The sequence below is a fragment of the Psychrobacter sp. Rd 27.2 genome (genome assembly GCF_001921755.1).
Classification (GTDB): domain Bacteria; phylum Pseudomonadota; class Gammaproteobacteria; order Pseudomonadales; family Moraxellaceae; genus Psychrobacter; species Psychrobacter celer.
In genome coordinates, this window is sequence record NZ_MRYB01000001.1 from 376,387 (window position 1) to 397,930 (window position 21,544).

Sequence of the window (21,544 nt, forward strand, 5' to 3'; positions counted from 1 at the left end):
AAAACAAAGGCCGCTATCGATAGCGGCCTTTGTTTTTTTATGACGGTATTATGAGGATGTTATGAGTCTGGTCATAAAAAATATTGTCTATTTGGTTTGTTGGTCATTTGCGGGTGTAGTCTCGTCATCGTCTACTCGAACGATGGCGACATCTTGCTGCTGGCGCTCTTTTAGGCGGTCTTGCTCTATGACTTCCTCAGTTGCCAGCACCATACCATCTGACTTTTGGTTTTGATACTTGAGCATCGCAAGAGCACCAAGGACACCGATCACAGTGACGATCAAAAGGATAACGGGGTTTTTCCAAAGTGGCGTGGCCGCGTCATATTCAATCGGTTTTTCGCTGATGGTGGCTGGGGTGTTGTCGTTATTACCGCCGATTAACCCTAAACTGACCAAAGGCGGCTTTGGTGGGTTGGCAGGCTCGGAAGTTATGCGCAGGCGATTGCGGCTCAAATAAATATCAGATATCTTTGCCAGCTGTAATAGCCAGCGCTGATGCGGTAGCGCGACGGCAGGCATTTGGGCAAAGACCAGCATATCATTGTGACGACCTTGCTGGACATTGTCAGGTGAGCGGCCGATGGCCTTAAGGTAGTTGCCAGTGGCCAGCTGCATATCTTGTACAGGGCTTTGATTGTCAGGTCTAAACCCAGTCAGCTCATACCAGTAAGGGTCAAATATCGGGGGCACGCTAGATAGCTGCGCGCTACTCAATAGACGGCGCTCGGCGGCATCTACAGGTGATGCTTCTGTCGCAGCAGACGGCGTGTCTATACTGCCATGTTGGCTCGGCGCTTGTGCGGCGACTGTCTCAGATGTACAAGCCTGCGCAAAACGCTCAGCTGCTAAAAACTGCGGCTGCAGCGCAAACCACTTATCGATCTCATCATTATCTAGCTGACTATAATCTGCTAAGATAGCCAGCTCACGTAGTGCAATCACGCACAAAGACGTGAGCAAAATTTGTACTTGTGGCGAGGTGGCTTTTATCTGAGAAGCAATGCGCTCACTGGCTTTGGTGACTCGGGCATTATCGTTAAATATCGCATCAGCAGCGTCGTGGCGATGGTACAACGTCGCCCCTAACGTGGCAAAGTTCATCGAGTTGTATTGGCGTAGCTCTTTGACCGCGCCGCGCCCGAATAGCTTTTTGCTGACCGCCTGTCCTTGATAGCGCTGCTGATAGGCGAGGAGCGCACTGACAATAGCTTGTAGGCTGGCATCCATTGCTAAGCGCGCCTGCGGCAGTGAAAGCTGGGCGGCATCTGCCAAAAGCGACACCATAGGCTGGGTATCATGATATAAAAAATCATACATCGACACACGTGTCGGTGAAATAGTCGTCATAATCTGCTAGCATCAAAAAGTGTGCCCCTATATTACGGTGCCAAATGTCTCGGCACAATCCCTTAATAATAGAAAAATTCAATTCATTGACTCACAACACGGTTGACACAGACATCAATTAGATGACTGAACGCTGGATATATCCTATGAAGAATAATGAAAACGTTGATAAAAGCTTTGATAAAAACCTTGATATGCATTTGGTGATTAATATTGCTCAGCAAGCCTTAACACTCTACCAATATGATAAAAAAATAGCGCGATACGCCGTATCTACCGCCAAAAACGGTATCGGCAGCCAGCAAGATAGCGGTTGTACGCCGCTTGGCGAGCATGTCATTGCTCAAAAAATAGGAGGCGATGCGCCGATCAATGCTGTATTTGTCGGGCGGGTGCCAACTGGGGAGATCTATGATGATGCGCTCGGAAAGCAGTATCCTGAGCGCGACTGGATACTAAGCCGAATTTTATGGTTAAGTGGTCTCGAGGAAGGGTACAATAAAGGCTGTAATGCCCAAGGTGGCTGTGATACCTATCAGCGTTATATCTATATTCATGGCACCCCCGACACCGAGCCGATGGGCGTTGCGCGCTCGCATGGCTGCGTGCGTATGCGCAATGACGACATCGTAGCGTTATTTGCGCAAGTCAAGGAAGGTACGCCTGTGTCTATAGTGTCAGCGTAGATGAGCAGATAGTGGCTTTGGTCAAGCAAGCGTGTCAGATACATTGCAACATCAAGCAGAATAACTTTACGGAGTGATTGATAAAATCAACTTTATAGAGACTGGATATTATTTAGTATATTGATATAATGTTTGCCTTATTAAAAGTGAGCGTGTCGTGCCAGATACCGCTCACTTATGACGTCTTTTATGATAAGGATAACGATAATGTCTAAAGAAAGTCTAGTCACGCTACAACAAGCTTTTGATGAGCGCCGTTCGGTATATGCATTGGGCAATGAATTACCAGTCGCGCCGCAAGCGATTGTTAACATGGCAGAGCGAGTGCTTTTGCATACGCCTTCAGCCTTTAACTCGCAGTCTTCACGTCTGGTGGTGTTGTTTGGTGACGAGCACCAAAAGCTGTGGGATATCGCTGAAGAAAAACTGCGGGCAGCGGTCGGCGACGGTGACTTTTCAGGCAGTCAGCAAAAGCTGGACGGCTTTCGAGCGGCGGCGGGTACCGTCTTATTTTATGAAGACCGAAACGTGACCAAGTCATTACAAGAGCAGTTTGCTTTATATGCTGAGCGTTTCCCTATTTGGGCAGAGCAAACCTCGGCCATGCACCAGTATGCCATGTGGACAGAGCTGCGTACGCTGGATATCGGTGCCAACCTACAGCATTATAATCCACTGGTAGATGAAGATGCCGCGGCAGCGTTTGCTATTCCGGACAGTTGGGAGCTGATAGCGCAGATGCCATTTGGTAATATCAAAGCCCCTGCTGGCGAAAAAACCTATCAGCCGGTCAGTGAGCGTATGAAAGTACTGGGTCTATAAGAGAGCCAGATACGAGGGCGTGCCTTCATTTCAAAAATGGTGATAAAAATGAGATAAATTGCGGTCAAACAAGGAAAATAGCGCCGTTAATATCGGGATATTGACCAGCTATTTGACGATGTTTGGCAAAATTTGGCCATTTTTAGCCCATTTAGATAACTATCGAGTGAATTGAAGACACGCCCTAGGCCTGCCTGATGATAACGTGGCCTTGTGTTACCGATATCAATGATAAAAAGACAGCTCATCAACCATGAGCTGTCTTTTTTTGTATGCAACATAATGGTTTAGATTGATATCAGCGATTTTTTGACTTTGGCCAAACGTTTTTGAAGAGGTTTATGTTGGGTCTTTAGGGTAGCAGCAAACCAGCCTGCGCCAAATAGCGCCCGCGTTTCTGTCGCTGATTTTTGCTGATAGTGCTGGCCATAACGCATGGCGTCGTCATAGTGACTCAGTGCTTGTTTTGCTTTGAGCAAGTGCTTACGCTGACGCTTGAGCTTCTTTTTCGCTTTCTTTTTTTTGTGGCCTGTCTTGAGCAAAGGCGCAGCAAACTCATGGACATGATATAAGGTCGTCACCTGCTGGTTTAACGCTAGTAGGGCTTGCTGACTCTCTTGCGTGTCTTGGGCGTCTTTCATCTCTTGGGCACCGCCGTTTTTCTTGGTATCGTCGGTAGCGCTCTCTTCTGACTCAGCGCCATCTAAGCATGGGGATCTTTTATGTTGTAGCCGCTCCTCGGCTTGCACAAATGCTTTTTGCTGCTTGAGGAGCACGGCTGTTAGCGCCTCTTTTGCGCTCTTGTCCGCGTGCGGCTCAAGCGCTGGATCACTCATCGCAAAAGCAATCAGCTCCAGTAAGGTTAGTTGAAAGTCATTGGCACAGACAGCGTCCATGGGCCGTACTTTCATAGCGTCAATATCAGCCCCCCATTCTACAGCAGGCGCGCCATATTGCTGTAAATGTGGCTCTACAGTAGAGACCAGATGAGTAAGGTGCTGATAGTCACTGAGTAACGCTTGAGTTTGCTCTAGTATAGGTGACCACTCAGGGTTGATCTCATCAGAGAAGCTGGCAAACGCTTGCAGAGCAGCGTGCAGGCGAGTGATACCGATCGCTAGCTGCAAGACATGGGCGTCATCATAGCGCCCAGAGACGATAGCGCTGCTATTAGGCAGCATATGTAGTAGGCAGTGATGTACCGCCGCCCGTACAAACGCAGGCATGCTGGTATGGTTGTCGATATGAGAAAGCTGAGTATCAGCAGTGACAGCAGGGCTATGCGTTTGTCCTGTAATCAATAGACCACCGCGCTCGGCTTTGGTGATGGTAGATAAGCACAGCTTATAACGCTTGCACCAGACTTTGGCTGTCGTAAATAAAAAATCAATAGCGCCTGACACCAGCTCAAACTCAATTTCTTGAATACAATCACGCAGCGCATCATCATTACCGTGGACAATCTCTCCATAGTCATAGGCCATCTCCAGCTGATTGTCTGCGCCTTCATCATTGTCTTCTATTAACAGGCGGGTGGTGCGCTCGACATCAGTGACATACAGCTGAGTGAGGTTTTTGGTGAGTTTTTTGAGCTTAAAGGACGCAAGAGTAGGGGCGATGGCGGTGTCTTTATATATACTCAAATCAGGCATAAGCGCTTTGTCAGCGAGCATGGCTTGTACGTGCTCAGGGTCTAAGGTGGCGTTGTGCTCTAGGCGAGCTGCCAGACCATCGCCGCCAGCTTTGATGGTCTGCACCCATGTATCATCTTCTTTACGAATGCGTAGGCCAATCCCTGCTTGCGCCAACTGCTGATCAGGGGTGTCATAGTAGTGGGCAGCCATTTGTGTGGTTTGAGAGGATTTGACTTTTGCTTGACGCATCAAGCCTTTAAGCCGCGACTCTGGGACCAAAAACTTGAGTTCGATCTCTTGCATAATGACTCCTAATAATGACGACGAATGATTATTAGTCTACCATCCTATGCGTGATGATAGGACAATAAAAAGCCGCCCTACAGTATGTAGGACGGCTTTTTGTATCAATTATACTTAAAAGTAGTCGATGATTAGAACTGGTTCATGGTGTTCTTTTCGCCGCCAGCTTTTAGTGCGTTGTCACCTGAGAAGATCTCTTTGTGATCATCGCCTAAGTCAGAGCCCGCCATGGCTTGGTGCTTAACACAAGAGATACCTTCGCGGATTTCTTTGCGTTGTACGCCAGCTGCATAAGCAAGCATGCCTTCTTCACCAAAGTAGCCTTTAGCAAGCTCATGTACGCTAAGCGCTGTGGTGTGGTAAGTTGGCAGGGTGATCAAGTGATGGAAGACACCTGCTTCACGTGACGCATCACGCTGGAAGTTTTGTGCAGCAACGTCAGCGGCAGCGTCAAGCTCAGTACCGTCGTAATCGCTACTCATCAAGTTATCTTTGTCATAGCTTGATACGTCTTTGCCTTCTTCTTCCCACTGAGCGATTACTTGCTTACGGAAGTTTAGCGTCCAGTTGAATGATGGGCTGTTGTTGTATACAAGCTTGGCTTTTGGCTGCTGCTCTTTGATGCGATCTACCATTGATTTGATATGGGCAACATCTGGCGTTGGTGTTTCGATCCACAGTAGGTCAGCACCGTTTTCAAGCGCAGTCACACAGTCAAGTACGACGCGATCGATGTTGGTCTCTTCACGGAACTGATATAGGCCGTTAGCCAGACGTACTGGACGAACCAGCTTACCGTCACGCTTCAGAAGGACGTCGTTTTCTTTTGCGTCAGCGATGTCGATTTCTTCAACGTCGATGAAGTCGATGTACTGAGAAGCAAGGTCGCCTGGCTCATTTGATACTGGGATTTTTTGCGTCAACGATGCGCCTTCAGAGTCAGTACGAGCAACGATAACACCGTCTTCAACACCAAGCTCTAAGAATGCGTAACGAATGGCATTGATTTTGGCGATGTAGTCTTCGTGCGGTACCGTTACTTTACCAGCCTGGTGACCACATTGTTTGGCATCAGATACTTGGTTTTCAACCTGAATGGCACAAGCACCGGCTTCGATCATTTGCTTGGTTAGCAAATAAGTGGCTTCTTCGTTACCAAAACCTGCGTCGATATCGGCGATGATTGGCACAACATGCGAGTCGAAGTTTTCGATTTTCTCTAAGATAGCTGAGGTATCTTGACCTGCTTCTTCAGCTGCGTTTAGCTCGCGGAAGTAGTCGTTTAGTACTTTAGCATCGGCTTGACGCAAGAACGTGTAGATCTCTTCGATTAGCTTTGGCACAGAGGTTTTTTCGTGCATAGATTGGTCAGGTAGTGGACCAAACTCAGAGCGTAGGGCAGCTACCATCCAGCCTGATAGATAGATGTAGGTTTTAGATGTGGTGCCAAAGTATTTTTTCTTTGCATACATGGTTTGCTGAGCGACAAAACCGTGCCAAGCACCTAAAGACTGTGTGTATTGAGACGTATCGTTGTCATAGTCTTCCATGTCTTGACGCATAATTTTTGCAGTATATTTGGCGATATCCAAACCGGTTTTAAAACGGTTTTGCATCATCATACGTGCCGCATCAGTCTCGCTGATATTCTGCCAGTTACCGTGCTTTTGCTTTAATTCACGTACTACGTCGATCGCTGATTTATATGCAGTTGACATCTATAGTCTCCTTGGTGGGGTGTAAAAAAACGAAAAATTCCATGTTAAAATAACGCTAATGGTGTCTGACCAAATAAGCGTATCGTGATGCTTTATTTGAGTGTTATCGGCGGCTTATCAGATCAGAGACCATCATCAGTCATCCGTTCGAGCATCTGTTCAAGCCTTAGTTACCCTAAACAAACCTGCTCGCGAATACAAGTAAGCTACTAAACTTGGTCGTCGACAGATGATGGGTAAAATATCGATAACAATGGGGCGTATCCATATATTGCTCAGGGGCTTACGCTAAATTATTAGACAGCAGTGTCATCATTGGCGATAAGAGATGTTACAATATTCAATGCCGTAATCGCTGGGTTTGGTCGCAATCCATGACCGATATCCTCTGGGTAGCTGGCCTGCGATCGGGATTTTTATAACGTTGTCGCAGCGATGACTTTCATAAATGTCTCTTTTGTCAACACGGTTTGGCGGCTTGTACGACCGGCTCATCAGAGTCTAATAGACCGGTATCAATAGCGCACAAATAGGATGGTTGTGGTCCGTGTTGCAAATCATCTACGGGATTCACTATAACTGCCTTACCAAGATTTATCTAATTTATGATAGTTATCTTTAGTATTTTTGTGGGTTATAATGTATAGATAACAGCGGTTTACGACCGGTAAATCGCGTTGTCACCAGTGAGTGCTAACACAAAATATAAAATAAATAGCGATATTATGCAGTTAAAGGCTGATGGTCAGCATCACTGCACAAAAAATGCCAAGCTTATAAAAGGCGTTTATTCAAAAGCCAAGAGAAATATATATGAATTTGCAGCGGGTAGATTTAAATTTATTGGTACATTTAGATGTGTTGTTACGAGAAAAAAACGTCACGCGGGCAGCCGAGCAGCTTGGCATTACCCAGCCTGCCATGAGCAATATTTTGCGGCGGTTGCGCAAGCTGTTTAATGACCCATTATTGGTGCGCTCGTCCGAGGGTATGACGCCAACGGAGCGTGCATTAGAGCTGCAGCCACGTATTCGTGAGATATTGGCTGACTTGACGCAAGTGCTGGAACCACGCACAGAATTCCGTCCTTATAGCACCTCACGCGTGTTTCGCATCATGACCTCAGACTACGCCGAGGCGACGCTGGTGCCAAAGCTGGTCAAAGCGCTGCGCTCTGAAGCGCCCAATGTGATTTTGGACTTTTTGACGCCCTCTGATGTCTCCTACCGTGACATGGAGCAGGGCCGTGTGGACTTGGCGATCAACCGCTTTAATGAGATACCGCAGAGCTTTCACCAAGTGCTGGTCTGGCGTGATACATTTAGTTGTTTGCTGTCCTCTGAAAGCCCTTATGCCAACCGCTTTAATCTAAAAAACTACCTAAAAGCTCAGCACGTTTGGGTATCCAAAACAGGTATGGGGGTCGGGTTTGGGGTCAACCCTGAAAAGTCTGGCGGGCTTGGCTCTATCGACCAAGCATTGCAGCGCTTGGGTCAAAAACGGCAAATCAGCGTTTTTACCCGCCATTATCAGATGCCAGCCATGCTCGCAGCAAATAAAGACTTGATTGCCACTTTGCCGACACGCGTGGCTCGTATGCAGGCCAACAACGACAGTATCATCATGGAAGAGCCGCCATTTTTTATTCCTGAATTTGAGCTGACGATGGCTTGGTCGCCACTACTTCAGCATCATCCAGCCCATCGCTGGTTGCGTCAGCTGATCATGCACGTGGCGCGTCAGGTGGTCGCTGAAGAAGAAAATCCGCCACAAAACATACCTGTCATCAATCATTTGTTTTGATTTAATACGTCTTGCCTCTACTTATCAGCTTACTCTCTCAAAACCAGCCATAGGGCTGGTTTTTTGTTTTTAACTCAGTCAATGACCATTGACTGAATCGAGCACCCATCTTTTAAACCTCTATTAGACAAGAGAGATTAATATCTCAGTGACACTCTTAACATCTTATGCACACTTCTTTATATCTTGTAAACCTACTTGCTGAGCATTTTGCTATGATAAATGAGATTTAAGAAAAAAAACAATGAACAAGGCTATTGTTAAGTTTTATAACACTATAAAGATGGCTCGATATCATCATTTAAGTGAGCCGATTGAAAGTCGATCAATACTTTAAAATTGATTCAAATAAACCATTATCATGTATAACAACAAGGACATACATCATGGCAGATATTACGACAGTAAACCCAGCAACGGGCGAAAATATCGAAGAATATAACTACATGAGCAATGACGAGGTCAATCAAATCGTCGATGCTTCGCACCAAGCTTTTTTAAAGTGGCGTAAAACCAGCCACGAGGAGCGGGCGAAGGTGATTAGCTCGATTGGCGAGACCTTGATGAGATATAAAGAAGAGCTGTCTCGCCTTATGACTAAAGAGCGCGGCAAGCTCTATAATCAGAGCCTGCAGGAAATAGATTTGTGTAAAGCCATCTGCGACTATACGGCAGAAAAAGGTGTCACTGCACTAGCTGACGATGAGCGCGATATCGAAAATATGAAAAAAGGCATCGTAACTTATCAGCCAATCGGTGTTATCTACGGTATGCAGCCATGGAACTTCCCAGCTTACCAAGTCTTTCGCTATGCCATTGCCAATTTGATGGCAGGTAACAGTATTTTGCTAAAGCATGCTGCTAATGTTACAGGCTCTGGCTTATTAATCGAGAAAATTTTCCATGAGTCTGACTTACCAAATGACCTGTTTCGCACGATTTTGATTGATCATGATCAATCAGAGATTTTGATCGGTAACGATAAAGTGCGTGGTGTGACGCTCACTGGTAGTGATGGTGCAGGTAGCGTGGTGGGCCAGCAAGCCGCCAAGGCTATCAAAAAAGTCGTCTTAGAGCTGGGCTCAAATGACGCCTTTATCGTGCTAGAAGATGCCGACTTGGATCTGGCCGTTGAGACCTGTACACAGGCGCGTTTGATCAACAACGGTGAGACATGTGTAGCGGCCAAGCGTTTTATCGTAGTAGATAGCGTGTATGACGAGTTCCGTCAGCGTATCATTGACAAGTTCCAAAGCAAAAAGTCAGGCGACCCGATGGATGACAGCTCAGATTTGGGGCCATTGGCACGCAAAGACTTGCAAGAAAAACTGCATGAGCAGGTTGAGGACAGTGTAAAAAAAGGCGCGACCGTTGCCGTCGGTGGTGAGCTGCCAGAAGGCAAGGGCAGTTTTTATCCGCCAACTATTTTAGAAAACGTAAAAAAAGGCCAGCCTGCCTATGATGACGAGCTGTTTGGCCCTGTGGCCTCGCTAATACGTGCTCAGGATCAAGAAGATGCGCTGCGTATCGCCAATGATAGTCGCTATGGACTCGGTGGTGCTATTTTCTCAAAGGACGAAGAAAAAGCCATTCGCTTGGCGCGTGAAGAGTTTGACACCGGTATGGTTTATATCAATGGTTATGGACTGGCAAATCCAGCCCTACCATTTGGCGGCGTCAAAAACTCTGGCCATGGCCGCGAGCATGGCGGTTTTGGTATCAAAGAATTCGTCAATATCAAAGCCATTCATGTGCATAATGGCTAATGCTATACGAAGCCATTAGCAGGTACTAATAGTGTGTACTAGCATACAACAAGCCCCCTCATTCAACTATTGAATGAGGGGGCTTGTTTATGGCGCTGTTATACGCCTAGCTCCGGCTCGTGATTTTTGGGTACTGATTTTTGGGTACTATTGCATCATCGGTCGAAATATAGCCTGAGCGGTAATGAGGGCAAATGCGGCTGAGCCGATATAGATGGGCTTTGTAGAGGCAGTGCCTTTGTCGCTATGAGTAATAGTGTCCATGGCAACAGTTGATGCTCAAGCTTCTGTACCCGTGCCTGCAAGCTGTCGGCCGTGTCTTTTTGGTCAACCACCAGTAACGCTTGGGTCAAGACAGCGCCTGCATCAAGCTCGGCGGTGACGACATGGATACTACAGCCATGATGACGATCACCTGCGTGTATGACGCGCTGATGAGTATCAAGGCCTTTATAAACAGGTAGTAGCGAAGGGTGCAGGTTGATCATCGGCGCAGGCGCATGGTCGATAAACCCAGCACTTAGTACCCGCATAAAGCCTGCCAGTACAATCAAGTCGGGCTGCCAAGCGCTCAGTTGCGTGCTGGCATGCGCCTCAAAAGTCTTGATGCCCATGCGCTTGCCGCTGGCCACATGTGACAATACGGCGACTGGAATATCCGCGTCTTTTGCGCGGGTGACAGCGTAGGCGTCTTCGCGATTACTGATGACGCCGACGATCTCAATCGGTAGCGTCCCTGCTTGCATGGCGTCTATCAAGACCTGCAGGTTACTGCCGCTACCAGAGACCAATACCGCCACGCGTAGTGGCTGATGGTGAGCTGTATGATGGCTATCTGACATTAACGGTACACCACCGCATCTGCCTGCTCATCAGCGCTGCGTTTGACCATTTCCCCTAATTGCCATGCGGTTTCGCCGGCAGCATTTAAGGTATCGATGGCTGCTTGCGCTTTGTCTTTTGGTACCACGATGACAAAGCCAACGCCGCAGTTAAAGGTGCGATACATCTCGCCTTGCTCGATATTGCCTTGGGTCTGAAGCCAAGTAAACAGCTCTGAGAACTGCCAGCTCGCCGTGTCGATACTAGCGGCCAGATCGTCTGGTAGCACACGGGGCAGGTTGTCCGTAAGACCACCGCCGGTGATGTGCGACATGGCGTGCAGGGCTGAGCTGCCAAGGGTATCTTGCAGCGCTTTGATGGCTTTGACATAGATACGAGTCGGTGCCATCAAGGCATCCTGAATAGGCTGACCGTCAAGCATCTCGTCGCTGGTGGTGACATCCACGCCGCTTACGTCGATGACCTTGCGCACCAATGAGTAGCCATTTGAGTGTGCGCCGCTAGAGGCAAGGGCGATCAATACATCGCCTTCGCTGACGTTTTTGCCTGTGATGACTTCGCTTTCTTCGACCACACCGACGCAAAATCCCGCTAGGTCATAATCATCGTCTTGATACATGCCAGGCATCTCAGCAGTCTCTCCGCCGATAAGCGCACAGTTTGACAGTTTGCAGCCCTCGCCAATACCAGTGACCACAGTCGCCGCGACATCGACGTCCAGCTTGCCTGTCGCATAGTAATCTAAGAAAAACAATGGCTCAGCACCGCATACAAGCAAGTCGTTGACACACATAGCGACCAAATCGATACCGATGGTGTCGTGACGCTGTAGCTGCAATGCTAATTTAAGTTTGGTGCCGACACCATCCGTCCCTGATACCAGTAGAGGCGAGATGTAACCAGTCGGAATACGACAAAGCGCTCCAAAGCCGCCAAGTCCGCCCACAACCTCAGGGCGAGAGGTGGCTTTTGCCACTGATTTAATACGTTGAACCAACGCATCGCCAGCATCAATATCAACGCCAGCATCTTTGTAGCTTAAAGAAGGCTTGTTACTCATGGTCATCTCACAAAATTTATAAGGAATGAAGGTGGGTCAAAAAGCGAGTTGGTTGTGATAACTCTGAAGGTCGTGGGCGCATTATACCCAAAAACCGCCCTGACTCGCAAAGCAACTTGCCACTTATTCGCTATATTTGCATCAGTTTGCGCCAGATCGTCAGCGGTTGCCAAAAAACTCTGATTAAACCATAAAACATCCTGACTATAGGGAATGACTAAAAGTGACTGTTACCTGTGATTGCTCCGTATGGTTTTGCTGGCATGTTACTACTTACAATCATATAAGAAACAAAAAATGACGGATTTTTTGCTGTACTTTGCGATAATAGAACACAAAATCATTGTCAATCACTGTTTACTATTTTTCATTGTTTACTATTTTTATTAGCCAATCGCAGGGTTACCCACCATGATAAACCAAACCATAGATCCTTTTTTTCGGCGCTTATTTATTGTGGCGGCGATGGTGGTGGCGCTTTTTTTATTGTATTTGATGATGCCAGTCATTATTCCGTTTGTTTTTGCTTTTGTACTGGCGTATTTGTTTAATCCGCTGGTCAAGCGCCTATCAAAGTATATTAAGCGCTGGGTGGCGATTATCATTGTCTATGCCACCATCACGCTGGGTATGGTGCTGCTGCTTTGGTGGCTGGTACCGACGTTATGGCATCAGCTGCAAGCGGCTTGGGAATATCTGCCAAAGGTGCTAAATTGGTACAATCAAGTCGTGCGTGAATGGTTTGCCAATAACAGCCGTATTCGTTTGCCTGAGCTAGAAGCCAAAGGGTTTTCTGAAACGTTGGTCGACTATATGCAGACGAACTATAAGTTTGCAGATGCCAGTACGATGATGAGTCAAATCATCGCCTCTAGTATGAATTTTATCAACAATGCAGGTCTTATCGTATTGGTACCGATTTTGACTTTTTATTTTTTATTCAACTGGGATCAGCGGTTGCAGACTTGGAAGATGGCCATACCAGCACCCTATTGCAAAAAAGTGTTACAGGTAGCGCATGAGTGCGACCGTGCATTGATGGCATTTATCAAAGGTCAACTGCTGGTCATGGTACTACTGGGCGCGATATATGCGGTGCAGCTGCAGCTTATCGGCCTTGAGCTGGGTCTGATCATCGGGATGGTGGCAGGTATCGCAAGCTTTGTGCCTTACCTGGGGTTTGGTATCGGTTTTATCGCGGCCATTGTCGCCTGTTTGTTTCAGTTTGGGCTAGACTGGACCTATTTGGCATTGATTGTTGGGGCGTTTTTGGTGGGGCAGGCGGCAGAGGGCTATATCCTGCAGCCACTGTTGTTGGGGGATAAGATTGGTCTATCGCCGCTGTGGGTCATCTTTGCGGTATTGGCAGGGGCAAGCTTATTAGGCTTTGTCGGGATGCTGATTGCACTGCCTGTGTCAGCTGTCCTGAATGTGTTGTTTCGCCATTTGTATGATTATTATCGCTCAACCGATCTGTATAAAGGCCACAAGCAACTGACATTGTTTAAGGATCAATGATTCATGTGTCTTAGTATTTTATTTATCCCGTGGTTATCACCATTTTAAAATGAGGATACGCCCAAATGATGAGTGATAAAAGTTATAACATGGATTGTATGAGCGTAAATGCCGATTGATGCAAGGTAAAGGGTAAAAGACTTGTCAGTCATTTTACAAATATGTTATATATAGGCGCAGTATCCACGGTATTTATCGTTCCTAGGTTGGCTTGGGTCAGCGTTTATAAAAGCACAAGCTACTCAAGTCAGTTTAAAAATATTAGTCGTTTAGCCTTTTTAGTGATTGCGCTACGCAAACCGAGTTGATGATTCATGGCAGAAGCACAGCTAAGTCTCAATCTGGACATTAAGCACGATGCAAGTCTTAGCGATTTTGCAGGTCCTGGTTGGATGTCGATTATTGATGCAGTCAGGCAGCTACATGTCGGCCTGATCGGTCAGTTATACCTGTTTGGCAGTCCTGCGACGGGCAAGTCTCATCTGTTGTCCGCTATTTGTGAGTCGTATATAGAAATGGATAAGACGGCTATCTGCTTGTCGCTCAATGAGCTGATTCATACAGATGTCCATGTCCTCTCGTCGTTAGAAAACTTTGATTTAATCGCCATTGATGATTTGGAGGTGCTAGAGCAAAGCACCCAGTGGCAAGAGGCTTTGTTTCATCTGATCAATCGTAGCCGAGAAGGGCAGCGCCAGCTATTGTTTGCTGCCAACAAACCTGCAAGTGAGCTACCGTTTGGGCTAAGGGACTTGCTGACGCGTTTGGCTCAATCGCCGACCTTTAAGGTTCCTAATGGCCATGACTTCGCTGACCGTCAAGCGCTGCTGCAATCTATCTTGCGCCGCCGTGGCTGGCAGTTTGACGACCGTATCATCGATCACTTGCTGACCGACGGACCACACCGTATCGGTGCGATGATGGACGTGCTCAATTATATTCAGCCCATGTTTTCCAATCTTGGCCGCAGCAATATCTCCAAAGCCGTCATCAGTGATGCGCTGCGTACCATCGATGAGCAAACGTTGGCCGCTGAGCTGGCAGATATTGCTCAAGAGACGCAAGTAGATAACAGCACAGCAGAGCAAGACCAACATACCATGCCACTCGACTTTTAGGCGGCGTTGTTCTTACTTCTAATAGGTTTGATTGCTTTTTATAAGTTTGAATGCGCGATAAATAATGGCGTATGTTATGAGTAACCCCATACGCTGTCATACAAAAAACAACGGTTTTCCCCCATTGTTTGCCAACTGTTAGCCAACCCGCTTTATTCTCTAAAACGCCACATGACTACTGGACCCACTTATGAAACCACATGCTTCTTTGTTAAAAAAACTGACCACCAGTGCTTTGCTCATAGGGGCAGGTTCTGTCTCTATGCTATCGCACGCGGCCGTGACGCTGTTGGTCGATGATCATATCAAGGTCACTGCCATCAATGGTCAAGAAGTGCAGCAGAGTGCCTTTCAGCCGCTCACAAAGAAGTTTACGTTGCAGCCTGGTACGCATGCGATTACGGCCAAATACGACCGTTTGTACAACTTGCGCCGTGATGAGCACGACTATTTGCGCTCAGGCAATGTCAGTGTGACCGCGCAATTAGCAGACAATCAGACCTATCGTCTGACCATGCCAAACCAGCCAGAAGCGTACGAAGCAGCAAGAGAGTACGCCAAACGTCCGACATTGGCTGTAGAGCAAAATAATACTGTGATCGCCAGCCAGCAAAGCCTCGGTAATCAACAAGGCGGACTGTTCTCAGGCTTGGGTAAAGCCATCGGCGGCGTGTTTGGTGGTGCAGGTGACGCCGAGCGACAAAACCAGCGAGCGATTGCCGCTTTAGAGCAGCCAGCGACTCAGCCGGCCCAGAGTAGTATCAATACAGGCACCGCGCAATCTGTGCCAGCGGCTGTGCAAACCGGTAATACTCTTGATAGCTTTATGCAGCTATGGCTACAGGCGACCCCTGCGGAGCGCGAAAAAATCCGTCAGTGGATTCAAAAGTAAGCAGCCTAAGTGTTTTGAACCAAAAAAAAGCACCCATTGGGTGCTTTTTTAATGCTTATGTTTTTTGTACTTATATTTTTAGTGCTTATGTATAAGTATAAGCGGCGTATTTTATAGCCTTAGCCCAAAAACGCATTGTACATCCAGATCAGTTTTTCTTGCTGTTGTACGTATTCATCGACCAAGTCTGCTGTGCCTTGGTCTTCGGCTTTTTCGGCCACTAATGACACGTCGCGCTGCTCTTCGATCAAAGCTTTTAGGCCAGTGACCACACCTTTTACACAAGCGTTGCCATCTTTGACGTCTTTGTCTTCAGAGATGCTGGTGTGCTGAGCAAAGTCGCTATAAGCGTGTAGTGGCGTACCACCTAATGTCAAGATACGCTCAGCGATCTCGTCGATCTCTACTTGTAGGCTGGTATATAGCTCTTCAAACTGCGGGTGCAAAGTAAAGAAGTGCTCACCCTTGACGTTCCAGTGATAACCACGGACGTTGATATAAAACATATGATAGCTTGATAGTAAGTCGTTTAGCTTGCTGATGACTTCGCTCATGTCTGCTTTTTCTAGACCAATCTGGTTGGTTGCATTATTACTCATGATATTATCCTTATAGTTTGAGTGTTCAATAAAAAGTCGTATTAAAAAGCCTAGTAGCGTACGTAATCTTGAGTCACCAAAAAGATGACCAAAAAACCACTAAAAAGCTTGATAATAAAGAAGACTAAGAGTGTAGCAAGTCATGGGCTACGTGGCTATGCTCATTCATATAATATAGCCGTTTTACCAAAAAAAATAACAATATAAATGATACGGCGATACTCGCACCAAACCAGTTTTCAGTTGCCTATAAGGCGGCCGATAATCAGTATCATAAACAAAGGTATTTACTATCAAAAGTAGGTATCGTCCTCACACCTACTTTCTTGGGACTTCTAAACCCTTTTTTCTTCTACTGGTGACTATCATAGCAAAACATCATGGATAAGTTAAATTCATTAATTTCAACCATGTGATTGGTTATTTAGAACCAAGGCGCGCCCTATAAGAGTATAGAGCGCTTTTGTATCATAAGCTGCTAAAAAAATATTATTAAGCAGGCGGTTGCAAGCTTTCAGGGTTTAAGCCTTTGACAGGCACCACTTCTTGGAGATGCTGACGCACGGTATCGATCGGAAACTTTTGCGCTTGTAGGCGTTTTGGGACAATCTGGCTGCCTTGTTGGCCTTTAACCTCAAACATCATAAAAATGTAATCGTCGGTTTCATCCCAGCTTTTGACAGCAGTCCATGGAATGACGGCTTGCTGAGTTTGGCCTGCACGCATCTGCATGCCGCGCATCTGATTGCTATTAAACATCTCTGGTTGATTGACAGGCATGGCCATCACCAGTCCGTGCTTTTGTACGCCCAGCTTCATCTGGCGCATCTCATCTGGCATTTCTTGATCGGCCACTTGTTTTTCAAACTCTCTTTTGACGTACCATTTAAAACCAAGGGTACGCACCAGTACATAAATCACCACGGCCACCAGCATTAACCAAAAGATAATCGTAGAGTAGCCCGTGACAAACACCAAACCTGCAATCGCTAGTATCACGACCACGGCCATGACGACCCATTCTTTGGTCTTAAAACTGGATAGACCAAATGAGGGACTCGCACTGGCAAACAGCTCATACTGTGCTTGATGAAATTCGGCCTCGGTGAGGTTTAAGGCGATGGGTTGGAGCGTGTAAGGGTACAGGGCCATAGAGGTTTCTCAGATACTTGTGTTAACAGCGTTGGGTTTCGATCGCCAAAGCAGGACAGCGTCGCCATACTTGGCTAAAGACAGAAAAAAGATATGCGCTTATCTTACCGAAAAGCGCTCTTAAATGAAACATATAAGCGGTGCGATGGCGGGATTGGTCTTATATTTCTATGGATGCGCTGTGCTCAGGTGGTATTTATATAAAATAAAAACCACTCCAGCATAACAAGCGCTACGGCGTGAATATGGCACCACAAAAGTCTTGTTAGGGCGTTATCGCGATATCACTGAGAACATCGCCAAAATATAGGCAAAACATGGTCAAATCTGCTGGGTCTTGGTATCATAGCGGCTATTATATATTCTTATAACCAGCATGGTACATCAGGCGGCTTGATATCCATCAGTGCGTCATGAAGACAATCATCAGAACCATTTTAGGATAATGCGATGGTCCTTTAACAGGCCATGTAAGTCTATTATCTTAGTGAAATTGGCCTGATAGAATGCTCTGATTGGCTGATCTGATTATCAACACACCCTATTAAAATTTTACCCACATTTAGCGTTACAGGCGACTATTATGATTGATCCGAAACTCTTGCGCGGCGATTTAAGTGATTTACAACAGCAGCTAGCCACTCGCGGCTACGAGCTTGATATGGCTTTTTGGCAAAATATCGAAACCGAGCGTAAATCGCTACAAGTCAAAACCGAAGAGCTGCAATCGCGCCGTAATGCTGGGGCAAAGCAAGTGGGCGTGCTAAAAAAATCAGGCGAAGATGCCAGCGAGCTACTGGCTCAAATGCAAAGCATCAGCGGTGAGATTAAGGCGGCAGAAGATGAGCTGCGCACCTTGCAAGAGCGCATCACACAAGCGGCCATGCAAATCCCTAATATTCCAGCAGCAGATGTGCCTGTCGGAACGTCAGAGGATGATAATGTCGAAGTGCGCAAATGGGGGACGCCGCGTCAGTTTGATTTTGACATCAAAGACCATACCCATATCGGTGAAACCTTGGGCATGCTAGATTTTGAAGCGGCCACCAAGCTGACCGGTAGTCGTTTTAATGTGCTAAAAGGGCAGCTGGCACAGATGCATCGCGCTTTGATTCAGTTTATGCTGAACACTCATACGGTCAAGTACGGCTATCTTGAGACTTACGTGCCTTATATCGTCAATAGCGAGAGCCTAAAAGGCACCGGCCAGCTGCCAAAGTTTGAAGAGGATTTGTTTAAACTGACCAATCATACCAATAACGATGAGATGGATTTTTATCTGATTCCGACTGCAGAAGTGCCAATGACCAACTTGGTGCGCGGCGAGCGTTTGGATATCAAAGAGCTGCCATTGAAGTTTACCGCCCATACGCCATGCTTCCGTAGTGAAGCTGGCTCGCATGGCCGTGATACCCGTGGTCTGATTCGTCAGCATCAGTTCGAAAAAGTTGAAATGGTCAATATCGCTACTAGCGAGCAGTCAGATGATTTGCTTGAGGCGATGACAGGCCAAGCCGAAGATATCTTGCAGCAGCTAAATCTTCCTTATCGAGTGGTACAGCTGTGTACTGGTGATATGGGCTTTGCTGCGCAAAAAACCTACGACATCGAAGTATGGCTACCAAGCCAAGATACCTATCGCGAAATCTCTAGCTGCTCAAACTGCGGCGACTTTCAGGCGCGCCGCATGGGCACGCGAGTCAAAGATGGCAAACAAACCAGTCTTGCTCATACGCTAAACGGTTCAGGCCTTGCTGTTGGCCGTACGCTGCTGGCAGTGATGGAAAACCATCAAAACGCTGATGGTAGTATTAGCATTCCAGAAGTGCTGCGTCCATATATGGGCGGCGCTGAGACCATTTTGGTTTAATGCAGTGATGTTTTTCTAAATTGCCCTCTACATTACTATCTAAGCTGCGGGTCATCCATGGGTTCGCGGTTTTTTGATCCGTGTTGGTTTGAAAAAACTGATACAAATGATGATTAAATACAAACGATTCTATCAGCGCATTTTTAGCGTGCCTGATGGCAAATATGTTAATATAGCACTTTGACTTTATCGTCTGTCTGTCGATGATGCGTCAGGCGTTTTCGGCAGGCTATCCTCGAGTAAACTCTCCTCTTATGCTCCACATTTCTGATTCGAATATTAGGACACTCTATGCCAGCTCCAATTAGCGAACGTAAACTAGCCAATGCCATCCGTGTACTGTCGTTTGATGCGGTTCAAAAAGCCAATTCAGGGCACCCGGGCGCGCCGATGGGCATGGCCGATATTGCCGAGGTTTTGTGGCGTAAATTTTTAAAGCACAACCCTACCGATCCTAACTGGCACAACCGCGACCGTTTTGTTTTATCAAATGGTCATGGCTCGATGCTGATTTATGCATTGCTACATTTGACTGGTTATGACGTCAGTGTCGATGACCTAAAAGGCTTCCGTCAGCTGCATTCAAAAACCCCAGGTCACCCTGAGTATGGCTATACCCCTGGTGTTGAGACGACCACAGGCCCACTCGGCCAAGGTATCGCCAATGCCGTTGGTTTTGCGATTGCCGAAAAAACCCTTGCCGCCCAGTTTAACCGTGACGGCCATAACATCGTCGATCATCATACCTATGCGTTTTTGGGTGATGGCTGCTTGATGGAAGGCATCAGCCACGAAGTGTGCTCGCTCGCAGGCACGCTAGGGCTTGGCAAACTGGTCTTCTTCTATGATGACAATGGCATCTCTATCGACGGTAATGTCGAGGGCTGGTTTACCGACGATACCAAAGGACGCTTTGAGTCTTATGGCTGGCAAGTCATCACCGTCGACGGTCATGATGCAGACGCGATCACCGCGGCCACCGAGCAGGCCATTAACGAAACGGCAAAGCCAAGCTTAATCATCTGTAAAACCACCATCGGTGCTGGTAGTCCGAACAAGCAAGGTCTAGCGGCTAGCCACGGCGCGCCACTTGGTGATGACGAAATCGCCTTGACTCGTGATGCATTGTCTTGGAAACATGCCCCATTTGAGCTAGACGATGAAATCTATGAAGCGTGGGATGCCAAAGCCAAAGGCGATGTGCAACAAAAGAACTGGGATGCTGACTTTGCAGCGTACAAAAAAGCCTACCCAGAGCTGGCAGACGAGCTATTACGCCGCCTAAATGGCGAATTGCCAGCTGATTTTGCTAGCCAAGCAAAAGACTATATTCAGCAAACCCAAGAGGCAGGCGGTGATGTCGCCAGTCGTAAAGCCAGTCAAAATGCGATCAATGCTTTGCAGCCATTGTTGCCAGAGATCATGGGCGGTTCAGCCGATCTTGCTGGCTCAAACCTCACGCTATTTAAAGACGCAAAGGGGATTGAGACCGACGTTGATGGCAACTATATCTACTACGGCGTGCGTGAGTTCGGTATGACTGCGATTGCCAATGGTATCGCCTTGCATGGCGGCTTTATCCCTTACGTGGCGACCTTCCTGATGTTTATGGAATACGCGCGTAACGCCGTGCGTATGGGCGCACTGATGAAGCAGCGCATCATTCATGTTTATACGCACGACTCGATCGGTCTGGGTGAAGATGGCCCAACGCATCAGCCAGTCGAGCAATTGACTAGCCTACGAACCACGCCGAATCTACGCACATGGCGTCCTTGCGATGCGACCGAATCGGCTACGGCTTGGGTAGAAGCGATTAAGTCAGCAAACAATCCATCCGCCTTGATCTTTAGCCGTCAGAGCTTGCCACATCAAGCGCGCGATGAGAGCCAAGTCGCGAACATCGCCAAAGGTGGTTACGTACTAGCCAAAGAACAAGGCGAGCTAAAAGCAATCATCATCGCCACCGGCTCAGAAGTTGGTCTTGCGATGCAAGCGCATAAGACGCTTAGCGAAAATGGCATTGGCGTGCGTGTGGTCTCTATGCCATGTGCCGAGATCTTTATGGAGCAAGACGCTGATTATCGCGAGTCAGTATTGCCTGCCACCATCCGCGCCCGCGTCGCAGTAGAAGCAGCGCACGTAGACTACTGGCATAAGTTTGTCGGTCTCGATGGCAAAGTCATCGGTATGACCACTTATGGCGAGTCAGCACCAGCCAGCGACTTGTATAAAGAGTTTGGTATTACCACTGACGCTGTGGTTGAAGCAGTAAACAGTTTGGTCTGATTAATCAGAGCTTAGACTGAGTTGTTGAATCCAAAAAAGAGCTGCCAGAGTAATCTGGTGGCTCTTTTTTGGTAAATTGATCGGTCGATTTTTTATAGACGTTGAAACTTTGAGGATATTG

Annotated in this window: 16 protein-coding genes; 9 read left to right on the plus strand and 7 right to left on the minus strand. The window is 47.2% G+C overall.

All coding sequences use genetic code 11. The features are described from left to right. Nucleotides 1-87: 87 nt before the first annotated feature. A complete protein-coding gene (locus tag BTV99_RS01595) occupies nucleotides 88-1,350 on the minus strand; it encodes a hypothetical protein (RefSeq protein ID WP_075100584.1) in 1,263 nt (420 codons plus the stop codon). Nucleotides 1,351-1,496: 146 nt separating this feature from the next. On the opposite strand from BTV99_RS01595, the gene BTV99_RS01600 reads away from it, so the two are divergent. Both BTV99_RS01600 and BTV99_RS01605 read left to right on the plus strand, forming a co-directional pair. Then, complete coding sequence (locus BTV99_RS01600) at nucleotides 1,497-2,036, plus strand: L,D-transpeptidase (RefSeq protein WP_075100585.1); 540 nt, start codon at nucleotides 1,497-1,499, stop codon at nucleotides 2,034-2,036. Nucleotides 2,037-2,243: 207 nt separating this feature from the next. Next, the gene (locus tag BTV99_RS01605) at nucleotides 2,244-2,858 is read left to right on the plus strand and encodes a nitroreductase family protein (protein ID WP_075100586.1); all 615 of its coding nucleotides are present in this window, start codon (nucleotides 2,244-2,246) and stop codon (nucleotides 2,856-2,858) included. Nucleotides 2,859-3,145: 287 nt separating this feature from the next. On the opposite strand, the gene BTV99_RS01610 is transcribed toward BTV99_RS01605, so the two are convergent. Then, the gene (locus BTV99_RS01610; RefSeq protein ID WP_075100587.1) at nucleotides 3,146-4,795 is read right to left on the minus strand and encodes a CYTH and CHAD domain-containing protein; all 1,650 of its coding nucleotides are present in this window, start codon (nucleotides 4,793-4,795) and stop codon (nucleotides 3,146-3,148) included. A gap of 131 nt (nucleotides 4,796-4,926) precedes the next feature. Next, nucleotides 4,927-6,513, minus strand: a complete 1,587-nt coding sequence (locus BTV99_RS01615) for an isocitrate lyase (protein WP_075100588.1) — start codon at nucleotides 6,511-6,513, stop codon at nucleotides 4,927-4,929. 813 nt (nucleotides 6,514-7,326) lie between these two features. On the opposite strand from BTV99_RS01615, the gene BTV99_RS01620 reads away from it, so the two are divergent. Together BTV99_RS01620 and BTV99_RS01625 are read left to right on the plus strand one after the other, a co-directional pair. Next, nucleotides 7,327-8,316, plus strand: coding sequence for a LysR family transcriptional regulator (locus tag BTV99_RS01620; RefSeq protein WP_075100589.1), 990 nt, complete (start codon nucleotides 7,327-7,329; stop codon nucleotides 8,314-8,316). Between the two features lie 386 nt (nucleotides 8,317-8,702). Next, on the plus strand, nucleotides 8,703-10,082 hold the full coding sequence (locus tag BTV99_RS01625; RefSeq protein WP_075100590.1) for an NAD-dependent succinate-semialdehyde dehydrogenase: 1,380 nt from the start codon (nucleotides 8,703-8,705) through the stop codon (nucleotides 10,080-10,082). A gap of 155 nt (nucleotides 10,083-10,237) precedes the next feature. Here BTV99_RS01625 and purN read toward each other — a convergent pair whose 3' ends face one another. Both purN and purM read right to left on the minus strand, forming a co-directional pair. Continuing rightward, on the minus strand, nucleotides 10,238-10,924 hold the full coding sequence (purN, locus tag BTV99_RS01630; protein WP_075100591.1) for a phosphoribosylglycinamide formyltransferase: 687 nt from the start codon (nucleotides 10,922-10,924) through the stop codon (nucleotides 10,238-10,240). After that, a complete protein-coding gene (gene purM / locus BTV99_RS01635; RefSeq protein ID WP_075100592.1) occupies nucleotides 10,924-11,985 on the minus strand; it encodes a phosphoribosylformylglycinamidine cyclo-ligase in 1,062 nt (353 codons plus the stop codon). Before purM ends, purN begins: the two co-directional genes overlap by 1 nt. Before the next feature lie 411 nt (nucleotides 11,986-12,396). On the opposite strand from purM, the gene BTV99_RS01640 reads away from it, so the two are divergent. From BTV99_RS01640 to BTV99_RS01650, 3 genes are all read left to right on the plus strand, one after another. Next, complete coding sequence (locus BTV99_RS01640; RefSeq protein WP_075100593.1) at nucleotides 12,397-13,503, plus strand: AI-2E family transporter; 1,107 nt, start codon at nucleotides 12,397-12,399, stop codon at nucleotides 13,501-13,503. Between the two features lie 314 nt (nucleotides 13,504-13,817). Next, nucleotides 13,818-14,621 carry a DnaA regulatory inactivator Hda gene (gene hda / locus BTV99_RS01645; protein WP_075100594.1) on the plus strand — a complete coding sequence of 268 codons (804 nt, stop codon included), beginning with the start codon at nucleotides 13,818-13,820 and terminating at the stop codon, nucleotides 14,619-14,621. 190 nt (nucleotides 14,622-14,811) lie between these two features. Further along, on the plus strand, nucleotides 14,812-15,513 hold the full coding sequence (locus BTV99_RS01650) for a DUF2057 family protein (protein WP_075100595.1): 702 nt from the start codon (nucleotides 14,812-14,814) through the stop codon (nucleotides 15,511-15,513). A gap of 119 nt (nucleotides 15,514-15,632) precedes the next feature. Here the strand turns inward: BTV99_RS01650 and BTV99_RS01655 are convergent, their stop codons facing one another. Beyond that, a complete protein-coding gene (locus BTV99_RS01655) occupies nucleotides 15,633-16,112 on the minus strand; it encodes a Dps family protein (protein ID WP_075100596.1) in 480 nt (159 codons plus the stop codon). 492 nt (nucleotides 16,113-16,604) lie between these two features. After that, complete coding sequence (locus BTV99_RS01660) at nucleotides 16,605-17,264, minus strand: YcxB family protein (RefSeq protein WP_075100597.1); 660 nt, start codon at nucleotides 17,262-17,264, stop codon at nucleotides 16,605-16,607. A 583-nt stretch (nucleotides 17,265-17,847) separates the two neighbouring features. Between BTV99_RS01660 and serS the strand changes: the two genes are divergently transcribed. Together serS and tkt are read left to right on the plus strand one after the other, a co-directional pair. Further along, nucleotides 17,848-19,134 carry a serine--tRNA ligase gene (gene serS / locus BTV99_RS01665; RefSeq protein ID WP_075100598.1) on the plus strand — a complete coding sequence of 429 codons (1,287 nt, stop codon included), beginning with the start codon at nucleotides 17,848-17,850 and terminating at the stop codon, nucleotides 19,132-19,134. 291 nt (nucleotides 19,135-19,425) lie between these two features. Then, nucleotides 19,426-21,423, plus strand: coding sequence for a transketolase (gene tkt / locus BTV99_RS01670; RefSeq protein ID WP_075100599.1), 1,998 nt, complete (start codon nucleotides 19,426-19,428; stop codon nucleotides 21,421-21,423). Nucleotides 21,424-21,544: the final 121 nt, after the last annotated feature.